This window comes from Chryseobacterium sp. KACC 21268 (assembly GCA_028736075.1).
GTDB lineage: Bacteria > Bacteroidota > Bacteroidia > Flavobacteriales > Weeksellaceae > Epilithonimonas.
Window position 1 is genome coordinate 1,957,859 of the sequence record CP117875.1, and the last position, 14,032, is coordinate 1,971,890.

Annotated in this window: 15 protein-coding genes; 8 read left to right on the forward strand and 7 right to left on the reverse strand. The window is 37.3% G+C overall.

The window, feature by feature from the left end; translation table 11 throughout:
• Window positions 1-115 precede the first annotated feature (115 nt).
• On the forward strand, window positions 116-1,147 hold the full coding sequence (locus PQ459_09120) for a LacI family DNA-binding transcriptional regulator (GenBank protein WDF48625.1): 1,032 nt from the start codon (window positions 116-118) through the stop codon (window positions 1,145-1,147).
• A 79-nt stretch (window positions 1,148-1,226) separates the two neighbouring features.
• Here the strand turns inward: PQ459_09120 and PQ459_09125 are convergent, their stop codons facing one another.
• Window positions 1,227-1,892 (reverse strand): DUF2807 domain-containing protein, encoded by a 666-nt coding sequence (locus PQ459_09125; GenBank protein WDF48626.1) that lies wholly within the window; start codon window positions 1,890-1,892, stop codon window positions 1,227-1,229.
• Between the two features lie 129 nt (window positions 1,893-2,021).
• Between PQ459_09125 and PQ459_09130 the strand changes: the two genes are divergently transcribed.
• The 3 genes from PQ459_09130 to dnaJ all read left to right on the forward strand — a co-directional run bounded on the left by PQ459_09130 (window position 2,022) and on the right by dnaJ (window position 5,580).
• A complete protein-coding gene (locus tag PQ459_09130) occupies window positions 2,022-3,563 on the forward strand; it encodes a S41 family peptidase (protein ID WDF48627.1) in 1,542 nt (513 codons plus the stop codon).
• Window positions 3,564-3,851: 288 nt separating this feature from the next.
• Window positions 3,852-4,391, forward strand: a complete 540-nt coding sequence (locus PQ459_09135) for a nucleotide exchange factor GrpE (protein WDF48708.1) — start codon at window positions 3,852-3,854, stop codon at window positions 4,389-4,391.
• 67 nt (window positions 4,392-4,458) lie between these two features.
• Window positions 4,459-5,580 carry a molecular chaperone DnaJ gene (dnaJ, locus tag PQ459_09140; GenBank protein WDF48628.1) on the forward strand — a complete coding sequence of 374 codons (1,122 nt, stop codon included), beginning with the start codon at window positions 4,459-4,461 and terminating at the stop codon, window positions 5,578-5,580.
• 75 nt (window positions 5,581-5,655) lie between these two features.
• Here the strand turns inward: dnaJ and PQ459_09145 are convergent, their stop codons facing one another.
• Window positions 5,656-6,303, reverse strand: a complete 648-nt coding sequence (locus PQ459_09145; GenBank protein WDF48629.1) for a metal-dependent transcriptional regulator — start codon at window positions 6,301-6,303, stop codon at window positions 5,656-5,658.
• A gap of 121 nt (window positions 6,304-6,424) precedes the next feature.
• On the opposite strand from PQ459_09145, the gene PQ459_09150 reads away from it, so the two are divergent.
• A complete protein-coding gene (locus tag PQ459_09150) occupies window positions 6,425-7,456 on the forward strand; it encodes an aminotransferase class V-fold PLP-dependent enzyme (GenBank protein ID WDF48630.1) in 1,032 nt (343 codons plus the stop codon).
• A 2-nt stretch (window positions 7,457-7,458) separates the two neighbouring features.
• Here the strand turns inward: PQ459_09150 and PQ459_09155 are convergent, their stop codons facing one another.
• From PQ459_09155 to yidD, 3 genes are all read right to left on the reverse strand, one after another.
• Complete coding sequence (locus PQ459_09155; protein WDF48631.1) at window positions 7,459-7,875, reverse strand: hypothetical protein; 417 nt, start codon at window positions 7,873-7,875, stop codon at window positions 7,459-7,461.
• A 43-nt stretch (window positions 7,876-7,918) separates the two neighbouring features.
• Window positions 7,919-8,758, reverse strand: coding sequence for a prolipoprotein diacylglyceryl transferase (lgt, locus tag PQ459_09160; GenBank protein WDF48709.1), 840 nt, complete (start codon window positions 8,756-8,758; stop codon window positions 7,919-7,921).
• A gap of 441 nt (window positions 8,759-9,199) precedes the next feature.
• Window positions 9,200-9,436, reverse strand: a complete 237-nt coding sequence (gene yidD, locus PQ459_09165; protein WDF48632.1) for a membrane protein insertion efficiency factor YidD — start codon at window positions 9,434-9,436, stop codon at window positions 9,200-9,202.
• Window positions 9,437-9,746: 310 nt separating this feature from the next.
• Between yidD and PQ459_09170 the strand changes: the two genes are divergently transcribed.
• Complete coding sequence (locus PQ459_09170) at window positions 9,747-10,898, forward strand: MFS transporter (protein ID WDF48633.1); 1,152 nt, start codon at window positions 9,747-9,749, stop codon at window positions 10,896-10,898.
• A 43-nt stretch (window positions 10,899-10,941) separates the two neighbouring features.
• Here the strand turns inward: PQ459_09170 and PQ459_09175 are convergent, their stop codons facing one another.
• Both PQ459_09175 and PQ459_09180 read right to left on the reverse strand, forming a co-directional pair.
• Window positions 10,942-11,559, reverse strand: a complete 618-nt coding sequence (locus tag PQ459_09175) for an alpha-ketoglutarate-dependent dioxygenase AlkB (GenBank protein ID WDF48634.1) — start codon at window positions 11,557-11,559, stop codon at window positions 10,942-10,944.
• Window positions 11,559-12,014, reverse strand: coding sequence for a nuclear transport factor 2 family protein (locus PQ459_09180; GenBank protein ID WDF48635.1), 456 nt, complete (start codon window positions 12,012-12,014; stop codon window positions 11,559-11,561). The genes PQ459_09175 and PQ459_09180 overlap by 1 nt, the downstream gene beginning before the upstream one ends.
• A gap of 97 nt (window positions 12,015-12,111) precedes the next feature.
• Here PQ459_09180 and dacB point away from each other — a divergent pair, with 97 nt between their 5' ends.
• Window positions 12,112-13,485 carry a D-alanyl-D-alanine carboxypeptidase/D-alanyl-D-alanine-endopeptidase gene (dacB, locus tag PQ459_09185; protein ID WDF48636.1) on the forward strand — a complete coding sequence of 458 codons (1,374 nt, stop codon included), beginning with the start codon at window positions 12,112-12,114 and terminating at the stop codon, window positions 13,483-13,485.
• Window positions 13,486-13,542: 57 nt separating this feature from the next.
• Window positions 13,543-14,031 carry a DNA-deoxyinosine glycosylase gene (locus PQ459_09190; GenBank protein ID WDF48710.1) on the forward strand — a complete coding sequence of 163 codons (489 nt, stop codon included), beginning with the start codon at window positions 13,543-13,545 and terminating at the stop codon, window positions 14,029-14,031.
• Window position 14,032 lies beyond the last annotated feature (1 nt).

A 14,032-nucleotide genomic window follows, 5' to 3' on the forward strand; every position in this document is an offset into this window, starting at 1 on the left:
AGGATTTTTGAAAATAATTCTTGATTTCTATGAAAAGTGAATTAAAATTTCAGCACTGACAGGGATTATTTTATATATTTACATCAATAGTATCTAATGTTTAGATAAAGAATACATGACAAAGAAAAACACCACAATATATGATATTTCCAAAAAACTGAATGTGAGTGTAGCGACTGTTTCCAGAGCGCTGAACAATCATCCCAGGATAAGCCAGGCAACCAAGGAATTGGTGGTGAATATGGCCAAGGAAATGGACTATAAGCAGAATAATCTCGCAAAAGCACTCAAAAGTGGAGAGACCAAAACAGTGGGCGTAATAGTTCCCTATATCAATACCAACTTTTTCTCATCCGTGATCCGTGGGATCGAGGAGGAGCTTTCTCCGCACGGTTACCGTGTCATCATCTGCCAAAGCCACGATGATGCTGCTGTGGAAAAGAAACAGCTTAATACCTTGCTGCATACTCAGGTGGATTGTATTTTTATTTCGATTTCAAAAAATACAGTCGATACAGACTACATGAAAAAAGTGGTGAGCACTACTAGTACGCCAATCATTTTTTTTGATAGAAAGAAGGATGTTCCAGGCATCAGCACCATCACAATTGATGATCACAAGGGCGCCTATCTCGCAACAGAACAGTTGATTAATGAAGGTTATAAAAATATCTATCACTTTTCCGGAGATCAGAATTTGGAAATCTATCAAAACAGGCTGAAAGGGTACATCAGTGCATTGCAGGATTACAAGCTACCAGTAGTTCAGGAAAACATCATCAATACAGGAAGTTCCATCGAGGAAGGCATCCATGCTATGAAGAATGTTTGGAAACGCAAAATAAAGCCAGATGCTATTTTCTCTGCTTCAGATTTTACAGCTTTGGGCGTTTGCAAAGAAATTAAGAATCTGAAACTCAAGATACCTCAAGATATTGGTGTGATTGGCTTCAGTAATGAGCCCTTTACGCAATTTATGGAGTTGTCGATCAGTTCTGTAGATCAAACACCGGTGATGATGGGTAAGGTGTCAGGCAGTGTGTTTTTAGATAGTATTAAAGATAATTTCTCTGGCATTACCATAGAAAAGAAACTGGTCCTCACACCGATGCTTTGTGTCAGACAATCATCTTCCCGTAAAAAATAAGATTTTCATATTTTACAATAAAAAAACCTGCTGTTGAGCAGGTTTTTTTATTAAGCTTTTTATGTATTTTTGATGACGATTAATGATATCTGATTTTTCCACCAGCAATCTTCTTATCATTTTTAGATTTTGGTTTACCATAGATATCAATGATTCCGCCAGCTCTTGTGGTAGCATCTACAGATTCCATTGCATTTACAGAGGCTTGTCCGCCAGCATTGGTAGTGATGCTTGTGATTTGTGTTTGCAGACTTTGTCCGTCATATTTCCCACCGGTATTGACGACTACTGATTGTGAATCCGTAGTTCCCGACAATTTTAAACTGGCACCAGTATTTACTTTTCCTTCGATGACTTTGGTATTGACATTAAGATCAATATTGGAACCTTCGTTGGATGTCAATCCTAATTTGGATGATTTGACGATATCGGATGACCATATTTTTGCACCCTGACTTGCCTGGATGTCACTAATGTCTGTATAGTAAAGCAAGATCTTCACATCATCACCTTGAAGAAGTTTTGTGGGTTTCATCCGCACTCTTAATTCATTTCCGGAATTCACGAATTCTACTTCATTGGCCATTGTACCACTCAATTCCGCTTTATAAGAATCAGATGCGACCAGCTGAACCGGAATCTTGTCAAATACTTTAAGATTGGTAAAAGCCGTGATTTCTTTGGTTTGTGCAAATGAAAACTGAGCAATTAGAAATGCTGAGGCTGCAAGAATTATATTTTTCATAATGTAACTGTTGATTTTAATAACAAAGACTTCTTACAAATCTAAAACCACTTTTTGTTATAATATGTTAAAGTTAGAATTGATATTAATCCTTTTTGGTTTAAATATCTTATTTTTAGTCCCTTATTTATGAAAAGAACCTTCGCCTTTTTGATATTAATAATCCTGTTTTCTTGTCAGTCTGTCAAGAGGAACAATCTCTTTTTGGAGAAGAAGATTCCAACAGCAGAACTTAGAAAAGACATAGATTTCACATATCAAAAACTGCAGAGATTCCACCCAAATCTTTACTGGTACATTTCTAAAGAAGAATTGGATCATAAGTTTGACAGCCTCAAAACCAATATCAAGGAACCATTGACGCCAAATCAATTCTACTTCAAATTGGCTCCTGTAGTTGCAAGTATCAATGAAGGTCATCTGCGGCTCAGGTCTGTCGGGAAAAAATATTCTAAGACCGAACAGAAGGAATTCAAAAAGAAAAAACCGCTTTTCGCATTGATGGATTACAAAATTATCGATGACCGAATGTTTGTCGTGGAAAACAAAGAAAATGTAGGACAGATAAAAGCAGGAACCGAAATCCTTAAAATCAATGATGAAAATGTTTCGGAGATTATCAGGAAATACCAAAAACTCTACAGCTCAGACGGGGAAAACAGAACTTTCCAAAAGTATTTTATGAACCTAACTTTCTTCAACTATTACACTCTGGAAAACGGCTATCTGGATAGTGTAAAACTGAAAACAGTTTGTGATAATCAGATAGCAGACATTGTTCTCAAAAGACAGAAGAAAGAAGCCAAAGCAGAGTCGGAAGAAAAAAAACTACCGAAAGTCACAGTAGATCACAAACTGCAGGACTATGATGCGATTTCCAAAAGTTACAACAGAAGTTTCAAATTCCTGAAATCCGACAGCAGTATTGCCTACATCAAGATCAAATCCTTCTCCGCAACCTACGCCAAAAAATTCTATGATCAGACTTTTCGAAAGATCAAAAATGCAAAATCCGATTATCTTATTATAGATGTTCGAGACAATCTCGGCGGTTCACTTTCGGAAATCAATACACTGTATTCCTACCTTACCGACAAGAAATTTACGCTAATTAAGTCGCCCGAAATGACTTCCAAAACTTCCGGGATGCACCAAAATTACTTCCGCGAACAATCTGTATTCACAAGTATTCTTAGTGCGCCTGGTTATCCGTTTTTCTTAGCAGGCAACTATTTTTTGTCCTCGAAAAAGGATAAGAAATATTACTTCCGTGAGTTCTCATCCAAACCTACAAAACCCAAAGAAAATGCCTTCAAAGGAAATATCTATGTCCTTGTCAATGGAGCCAGTTTCTCTGCGTCGTCCATCATTTCAGCAAAATTAAAATTCGAAAACCGAGCCGTCATCGTAGGCGAAGAAACAGGCGGTGCCAATGATGGAACAGTTGCAGGCGTAAACAATACCGTCATTCTTCCCAATTCACATTTGGCACTTCCAATCGGACTTTTTCTGATTCGCCCAAACATCGAGTTTGAAGATCAAAAGAGAGGTGTGATTCCCAACCATTACGTAGATCCCAACTTCGAAGACATCTTTGGCGCAGACGACAAAATCCTCAATTGGACTTTGGAAGACATCAACTTTCGGACTTCCGTTTCCAATATGAAGTAAAATTTGGGCGTGCCCCTCACAGCCGCATTTCCCAATGCCCGGGTCGCGCTGTCCGTTACTATCTTTTTGTCTTCACCATAGGTCATTAGAAAGAACTTACCCAAACACAAAAAGGATATCCACTACCATCGCTCACGCAGCTTCGCCAAGATTGAAGATTTCAATTCCAAATTCCAAATCTCAAATCTGGAATCTGGAATTTCAAATCTCCTACCCAATCTCTGCCTAATTGTCAAAAAACCACGATTGGCAAAAGAATTGAGAAATGTACTTTGTAAAATTACCATTATGGAAGAAAACAAAGATATACACGAGGAAAACCTGAATCAAGAAACGAATTCGACAGAAAATCAAGAAACGGAAAATCAAGAAAATGTGTCACAAAAACCGACGCCAGAAGAACTTTTGGCAGAAGAAAAAGACAGATACATCCGTCTCTACGCAGAATTCGAAAACTATAAAAAAAGAACCTTAAAAGAGAAGAACGATTTCTATTTGTATGCTTCCCAAGATTTGATGACCTCAATGCTTGGCGTTGTAGATGACTTCGAAAGAGCCATCAAAGAAATCTCCAAAAGTGGCAACGAGTCCGAACTCAAAGGCATCGAATTGATCTATCAAAAATTGAAAAGCAAATTGATAGAAAAAGGTTTGAAACCAATCCACGTAGAGCAAGGCGACGCTTTCAATGTAGATCTACACGAGGCTATCACATCGATTCCTTCGCCATCAGAAGATTTGAAAGGTAAAATTGTAGATGTAGTGGAAACTGGATATCAACTTCACGAGAAAGTGATCCGTTTCGCAAAAGTAGTGACAGGAAACTAAGTTTATTAATGATAAAGTTAATTGGTCAGAAGATCAATTATCATTTATCACTTATCAATTATTTATTATGGCGAAGCGCGATTATTACGATATATTAGAAGTCAGCAAATCAGCAAGTGCTGACGAGATCAAGAAAGCCTACCGAAAAATGGCGATCAAATTTCACCCGGACAAAAATCCAGGTGATAAAGAAGCAGAGGAAAAATTCAAAGAAGCGGCAGAGGCGTATGAAGTTCTAAGCGACGACAACAAGAAAGCGAGATATGACCAATATGGTCACGCTGGCGTTGGCGGTGCAGCAGGTGGCGGATTTGGCGGCGGCGGATTCGGCGGCGGAATGAATATGGAGGACATCTTCAGTCAGTTCGGTGATATTTTCGGCGGTGGCGGATTTGGTGGTGGTCAGCAAAGACAGCAGCAGTCTCGCGGTTCTAATCTTCGTGTCCGAATCAAATTGAACCTGGAAGAAATGATCTCTGGTACTCAGAAAACCATCAAGGTCAAAAAAATGAAGTTGGCAAAAGGCGTAACTTCCAAGACTTGTCCTACTTGTGGCGGAAGCGGTGTTCAAGTGAGAATGATGAACACAATGTTCGGACAGATGCAAACGCAAACGACTTGTGGAACTTGCCAAGGTGTTGGGAAAGTAGCGGACAAAATCCCTGCTGGAGCCAATGCGCAAGGTCTTGTGAAAGAGGATGAAGAGATCACGATCAATATTCCGGCTGGTGCAAGAGACGGAATCCAACTGAATGTAAGAGGCAAAGGAAACGACGCGCCACTTGGTGGAACGCCGGGTGACCTTTTGGTTGTGGTAGAAGAGGAAGTGGACAAAACCATCAAACGTGAAGGCGACAATCTTCATCAGGAATTGTATGTTTCTTTCGCAGAAGCAGCTTTGGGAACGACTAAGGAAATCAACGTGGTTGGTGGAAAAGTGAAGATCAAAGTGGATGAAGGAACACAATCTGGCAAAATCTTAAGATTGGCAGGAAAAGGTCTTCCAAACATCGAAGGTTACGGTGGCAAAGGCGATATGTTTGTTCATATCAATGTCTGGACGCCACAAAAGCTGACGAAAGACCAAAAAGAATTCTTCCAAAAACAATTGGAAAATGGCGATATGAACGCCGAACCCACCGGAAAAGAAAAAACATTCTTTGAGAAAGTAAAAGATATGTTCAACTAAATGAAAAAGAGACTCGGTTATGAGTCTCTTTTTTATTATATCTTTATAAAACTTGGTATAATTTGAAATCAAAATTTACTTCACCAACAACCTCTCACAAACCGTCTTGCTAAAATTCTCTTCGCGCCCGTTGTAAGCAATCAACATCGATTGGTCAAAACCTTCGATTTGCAAGATTTTCAATTGTGTTCCCAAGCTCAAATCTCTTTTATTAAGGAAATTCAGAAAATCTTCTGATGAGGTTGTAACGGAGGCCAATTCTACTGTTTCATTTTCCTTGCACTTGCTCAGTTTTTTGTGATCAGGCTGAATGACGTTTCCATCTTTGTCAGGAATGGGTTCGCCGTGAGGATCCATTTTTGGGTAATTCAGAATCTCATCCATTTTATCAAAAAACGCATCGGAATGGATATGTTCCAATTGTTCCGCGATCTCGTGGACATTTTCCCAGCCAAATCCCATTTTTTCTACGAGAAACATTTCTGTCAATCGGTGTTTTCTCACGATGAGCGACGCTTCTTTTTTTCCAGATTCTGTGAGTTTGATGGGTTTGTACGATTCATATTTCACCCAGTTTTTTTCCGCAAATTTCTTTACCATACTGTTGACAGAAGGCATTTTGATGTTGAGTTGTCGGCTGAGGTCGTTCACAGAAACTTCATCATTCTCATTCACAAGATGATAAAGTGCTTTCAGGTAATTTTCTTCGGTCAAGGAATTCATATTTCAAAATTAAACAAAAGTTAGAAGTAAATCAAATTTTGACTAACAATATAATGCTGTTTTAATTTTAGCTCATAAATCAAAATCAATACCTTTGGATCGTCAAAAAGCAGAAAGAAAAATGAAGAAATATTCCTTTAAAAACGATTACTCCGAAGGTTGTCATCCCAATATTTTAGAAGCATTAATTAAAACTAATCTCAATCAGCAAAATGGCTACGGCTACGATAATTATTCTGATGACGCGAGAGAATTAATCAAGAAAAAAATCAATGATAAAAATGCTGAGATCTACTTTGTGAGTGGTGGAACGCAAGCCAATCTTTTGGTGATTTCGTCAATTCTTCGACCGCACGAAAGTGTGATCTCTGCAGAAACTGGACATATCTTTACCAATGAAACCGGCGCGATAGAAGCGACAGGGCATAAAATCCACGGCGTAGTAACGGAAGATGGAAAACTAAAACCAGAACACATTCAATCGGTTTTGGATTCTCATACCAACAAGCCGCATCAGCTGAAACAGAAATTGGTCTATATTTCAAATTCCACAGAAATTGGGACGATTTATCAAAAACAAGAGCTGACGAAGTTGTACGAATTTTGTCAAGCAAATGATCTCTTTCTTTTTATGGATGGCGCAAGATTGGGACAAGCGCTGACTTCTGAGGTCAACGATTTGACTTTGGAAGACGTAGCCAATTTTACAGACGTTTTCTATCTCGGCGGAACTAAAAATGGCGCACTTCTCGGCGAAGCAATTGTGATTACTAATGACAATTTGAAAGAAGAATTCGGCTTCCACGTCAAGCAGAAAGGTGCGTTGTTGGCAAAAGGAAGATTGCTGGGAATTCAGTTTTTGGAATTGATGAAAGATGATCTGTATTTTGATTTGGCCAAGATTTCCAATGTTCAGGCAATGAAGATCAAATCGGCTTTTCAGAAAAAAGGATTCCAGTTTTTATCAGAAACTTTTACGAATCAAATATTCCCAATTCTAAACAATTCTCAAATCGAAAAGTTATCGAAAAACTATGATTTCTACGTATGGAAAAAGATGGATGAAGAGAATTCTGCAATTAGAATAATAACTTCCTGGGCGACTTCTGATGAAGTTGTGGAAGATTTTATTAATGAAATTAAAGCTTTGTAAATTTAGAATTGATTGTTTTGTTCTATCCATTTTGAAACCCAAAGTTTACAAACTAATGATACAATTGCCCAAATTAAGAATGGTATTAGAATAATGAATAAGTCAACGTTTGTGTATTTTAGATTAGTCAAATTTTTAAAATCAAATCCCCAAGAAATTAAAACACCTAAATAAATGATGTGGTAAATAAAGATGGAAGTGATTATAGATATTTTCTTTTTTGAATTAATGATTACAAATGCAATTGTAGAAAGCAGAAAAGTAATTCCAAAAATAATAATCATTGCAATTGGAATCATTCCAACTTCACCTCCAGCTAATTTTGTTGCTTTTAAATACTCACCGAAGGTTAAAATATTTAAAACTGCAATTAGCAAGTAAATTATAATCGTTGTTGCTGTTCTATTAAATCTCATCATCTCACAAAATTAAAAAACTCCCAAAATATTGGGAGTTTTCATTTTATACTGTTTCCGTTTTTGGAAGGTTATATTTCTTAGAGATGATCATAATTACCGCTCCTGCAATCATAAACGGAATACTCAAAATTTGACCAGTATTAAGTCCGGCAAAACTGATAATCTCGTCTCCTTGTGGCTCTTTCAAGAATTCTACAAAGAATCTGATGGCCCAAAGGATGATGAAGAATAATCCAAACAACCAACCTTGCTGATATTTTTTGTCGGTCTTTTTATATAAAAACCAAAGCAAAAAGAAAAGACAAACATATCCAAAGGCCTCAAACAATTGCGTTGGATATCTTGGAATCGTAACGCCATATTCTGAGCTCTGTTGTGGAAAAAGCATTGCAAATGGCGAAGCAGGATCAATAGGTTTTCCTAAAATTTCGGAGTTGAAAAAATTTCCCATTCTCACAAAAGCACCGCCGGAAGCAACTACAATCCCGATTCTGTCATAAACCCAAAGTGGATTTTTCTTGATGATTTTGATGCTGTAATATAATGTCGTTGCAATCACCATAATCGCCGCGCCGTGACTGGCCAATCCGGAAAATCCTGTGAAATGCAAACCGCCTCGCGTGCTGATTGGCAAAAATACACTGAGGAAATCTTCCTTGAAAAGTTCTGGCTGATAAAAAATAACGTGACCCAATCTTGCACCCAAGATAGTTCCAATCAAAGTATAAGTGAAAAACGGCTCCAGATATTTCTCGTCCACACCATCTATTTTGAAAATTTTGGCCATAATAAAATAGCCTAATCCGAAAGCAAGAATGAACATTAGACTGTAAAAATGAAGCATCACTGGTCCCAGTTTGATTCCTTTCACTGGATCCCAAATTTTATAAACTGTTTCTAGTTCGGCGCTATCTGTTGGTTTCAGAACTGTATTAGATTTTAAAAGATATTTGAAATTCTCAATATTTTTCTGCTCCAGCGTTGCATCAGCAGGTTTAAAATCTTTATCTAAAAACTGAAAATTGAAAGCTTTATATTTCAACAGAATATTCTGGATCGAAGCCAATTGTTCTGCAGATTCTGCTGTGATATTATCTTCATTCAAAATGATCAATTCATTGGGAACATTTTTGGAAGCCTCGTCGTACAAAGAATCTGGTCTCTGCGTTGCAAAGATTTTCACGGGTACTTTTTCATTATTGTTAATTTTTAAAATTCCCTCAGAAACATTAGTTGGGGAATTTTGCGAAGAAACCAATTGGAAAAATCCGACAAAAAGAATAAGAAAAAATCTTAGAAAAATATGGTTCATTGATAGATGATTTTAATGTTGTTTTGGTGGCACAGGATCATAGCCTTCGCCTCCCCAAGGATGACAGCTCGCAATTCGTTTCATCGCCAGCCAGCTCCCTTTGATAAGTCCGTGAACTTTTAAAGCTTCCAAAGTGTAATGCGAACAGGTTGGATGATATCTACAGTTCTTACCAAGCCAAGGCGAGATGGCGAGTTGATAAAATTTTATCAAAACTACGATTGGAAAAGTGAGGATTTTGTTCAACATACTTTTAAGCTATGCAAAAATAGTAGAAAAATCAAAACAGAACGGAAATAACGCAATTAATAATCATTTTTATGGCAGCTTTATCCGTCCTCCGTTCCCAATCTTTTTAGCCTAGCATTTCCCAGCCAAAAATGGATTTCCACTCAGGCCGGGCTGCAGATTTCAGGGTTAGTTCATATTTTGTCAATAATGTTACAGTTAAAGTTCAATTATTAACTCAGTTTAAACAATAGTTTAATTTAATCTTACCATTCGACATTTTAAATCCCTAAAATTTGAATTTGAATTTTAAATTGAGGACTTTTGCAAAATGGATAAGAGAATACTTCCGCTCACTCTCGGCGGATTGGCAATTGGGACTACAGAATTCGTGATAATGGCACTTTTGCCCGACGTAGCAAAATCATTAAAAATCTCGATTCCCCAAGCTGGACATTTTATTTCTTCTTATGCAGCAGGCGTGGTTGTAGGCGCGCCAATCTTGGTAGCTTATGCCGCAAAGTTTCCTCCGAAGAGAATTTTGATTTTCTTGATGATTGCATTTACCATCTTCAACGGATTGTCGGCTTTGTCCAATGATTATTACACAATGATGATCCTGAGATTCCTGTCTGGGTTGCCTCACGGTGCGTTTTTCGGTGTGGGGATTGTGGTTTCATCACGATTGGCAAAACCTGGAAAGCAGGCGCAAAGTATTGCAATGATGTTTGCCGGACTCACGCTTGCTAATCTTGCGATGGTTCCATTTGTCACTTGGCTCGGACATCAGCTTTCGTGGCGATATGCTTTCGGCGTTGTTTCTTTGATAGGTTTGGTCACGATTTTAGCGCTTAAATTTCTGCTTCCGTATATGAACAGTCTGCGAACTGTCGGTTTGAAAGATGAATTGGAATTTTTCAAAACCATCAAAGCTTGGCACATTATTTCGATTTCAGCAATTGGATTTGGTGGTTTGTTCGCGTGGTTCAGTTACATCACACCTTTGATGACCAATGTTTCAAAGTTCCCGACAGATTCCATCGCTTACATAATGGTTTTGGCAGGTTCCGGTATGGTCGTAGGTAATTTCTTAGGTGGAATAATGTCTGACAAAATGCGACCAGCTTTAGCTGCAGCTATTCTTTTTACAGCAATGATTTTGGCTTTGATCTTCGTGTTTTTATTCTCAGAAAACAAAATTATTTCTCTGATTCTCACCTTTATTTGTGGGGTTTTATCGATGTCTGTCGGAACGCCGATCAACATCATTATGTTGCGAACGGCCAAAAATTCTGAGATGATGGCTGCGGCAATTATGCAAGCTGCTTTCAATATCGCAAATTCCCTTGGAGCTTATTTCGGTGGATTGCCTTTGGAATATGGATTGACTTACAATTATCCATCGTTGGTTGGCGCAGGATTATCTATTATAGGTTTAATTCTATGTCTTGGATTTATGAGAAAATACAAAGCAGTGATTTAGATTGAAAATTAAAATTACTCCCTTTAGGGTTGGGGAAATAATTTTAATTTTTTGATTTATCAATCGTCCTGAAAGTCAGGCTGATTCTCGGTTTTATGATTCTCGTAGTCGTTGGCAATCTGTGAAGCCAAAATTTCTGAGTTGTATCTTTCATCATCAAGAGGCTTCCGTTTTCCAAAATTAGTGAGACCAATTCTTTCGTCGTTTTATGTTTGAAATTGAATTTCCTTTCTGCTCCAAAACTTACAGAACTGATGGCGCCATTTTCTTTAAGATCTTTTTCGCCATCGCTGTGATATGCCATTCCTTCAGAGCCGTCGTGGTAAAGATTTAGCAGACAAGAATTAAAGTTTTCTCCACTTACAGATTCTATTTTTTCTTTGATCTCCAATAATGTTTTATTCCAGGTCAAAGCCGTTTTTGTTCGTCCCGAATAAGTATAACTGAAAGCTTCGTTTCCGTACCAGGCGACTTTTCTTTTGGTTTCAATGAGTTTTCCGAAGATCACGGCTTCATCACTTTTCCATTCAATTTCTGTCATTAATTTGTTGAAATAATCATTCGCTTCATCCTCAGAAAAAACTTTTCCGTAGTAGGAAGTGATGCCGTCGTATGGCAGGATGTTTTCTAGTAATTCAAATTGGTCGTCAAAAAGGCTCATTATTTTGCTTCTTCAAAATTATTGTAATAAGTATAATCTTTGGTTATTTTTCCATCTTCAATAGTAAAAATAGTGGTGATGGGAAGTTCAAATTTCGATTGATCTGGCGCAGTTCCAGTCGAAACAAATTCAACAATAATATTCTTGTCGCCAGATGGATAAACCTGAATTACTTTGTCTTTTAAATCCGGAAATACTTGATTAAGCTCCGTATATTTTTTAACAAATTCAGCTTTAGATTGTTTCACGATCCCATTTCCAAAAGAGGGGTCTTTGAATTCTGCATTTTCAACATAAAACTCTGAAAGCTCTTTCCATTGATGTTCGTTGAAAAGTTTGAAATAATTCTCAATCACCATTTCATTTTTTGCTTGAATTTTTTCTATGGAATCTTTACAAGAAGTGGTCATTGAACATAAAACTACTCCAAAAATCAGAATTTTAAGCGCTTTCATATTGTTTGTTTTGATGATCTAAAATACGATTTACTTTTCAATTACTCATTATTAGAATAGTTTGATTGGTAATCCTTATTTTTGATAAAAATTCCAAATGAAGACCTTTCTTTTGATTCCATTAGTTATATCGCAAACCGTATTTTGTCAATCGGTTTCTGCTGACCTTGATAAATCGGTGAAAGAAATGATGTCTGCACCAAATGCTTTGTCTGCTAATCTTTCGTTCTACGTTTCAGATGAGAATGGAAATCTGGTTTATGAATTCAACGGGAACAAAGGTCTTTCGACGGCAAGTACACAGAAGATCTTTACTTCTGTGGCGGCTTTGGAAATCTTGGGGAAAGATTTTCAATTCAAAACAACCGCTTCATATTCTGGTAAAATATCGAACGGGAATTTGGATGGTGATTTCTACATCACTTCAAATGGCGATCCGACTTTGGGAAGTTGGCGCTACGAAGCCTACAAACCAGAAAATTTCAAGCAAAAACTACTAGAAGCTGTCAAGAAATCGGGCATCAAAAAAATCTCTGGTAATTTAATTATTGATGATTCTTATTTCGATTTCCAAAGTACGCCTGGCGGTTGGCCTTGGAACGACTTGGGAAATTATTACGGCGCTGGAACTTTTGGCGTGAATTGGAGAGAGAATCAATTTGATATCAACATCAATGGCAATCAGATCAAGAACTATTCTTATGATCTGGAAAATGTGAATTGGGTCAATGAATTGAAAACCGGCGGAAGCTCCGACCAAAGTCTCATCTTCACTGCGCCACATTCTGAAACTGCAATTATCAACGGAATGTTGCCCGCAGGAAAAGTTACAACTGTTTCTGGTGCAACACCCAATCCTCCAATGCAGTTAGCTATTGAAATCAAGAAAACGCTTGAAGAAAATGGGATCTCGGTTTCTGGAAAAGTATCGACTTATTATAATGAAAAATTAGAAGGGAAATCTGTTGCAAAAGCTCCGACTTCAAATCTAATTTTCGAATACAGATCGCCTACGCTGGAAAAAATCGTTTATTGGTTTTTGAGAAAAAGTATCAATCTCTATGGAGAAACGCTCATCAAAACAATGGCAAAAGAGAAACGCAACAATCCTACTTTTGAAACAGGAATTGACTTTTTGAAAGACTTTTGGAAATCAAAAGGAATCAATGCTAATATGATTAATTTTGCTGACGGAAGTGGTCTTTCGCCTCAAAATTATGTCTCGGCGAAAGCGCAGGTGCAAGCTTTGTTGTATGCGAAAAAACAAAATTATTTCGATGTTTTCTATGAAGGATTTCCGACGCAAAATGGCATAAAAATGAAAAGTGGAACGATTAAAGACAGCAAATCTTTCGCCGGTTATCAGACTTCTAAAACTGGAAAGAAATATGTATTTTCCATCATTCTTAATAATTATCAGGGTGGAAATATTAGTACTGCATTGTTTAAGGTTTTGGATAATCTGAAATAAAATGTAATCTGGAAAACACTTCGGTTTTTCAATCTGAGGCTCTCGAAGACAATTAAAATAATGAACAGAATAAATTCTTTCCCACCAATCGTAGATGAAAATTCCAGAATCCTGATTCTTGGATCGATGCCTGGTGCGAAGTCTTTGGAAATGCAGCAATATTATGCATTTCCGCAGAATCAATTTTGGAGAATTATGTTTCATCTTTTTGACGCGGAGTTTTCCAACGATTATGAGACAAGGATCAATCTCATCAAAGCAAATCATATCGCACTTTGGGATGTGATAGAAAGCTGCGAAAGAAAGGGTAGTAGCGACACTGAAATCAAAGCAGAGATTGATAATGACATTCCGCAATTGATTGAAAATCATTCAAATATTAAAATGATATTTTGCAACGGACAAAAATCTTATAAAAATCTGCTGAAAATTCTAGGTAAAAACTTCAAAATTCCAATTGTGGTTTTGCCTTCTACAAGTCCGCTCCATACGGTGAAATTTGAGGAGAAATTGGAAAGTTGGAAATCAGTTAGAAATCACTTGTAAT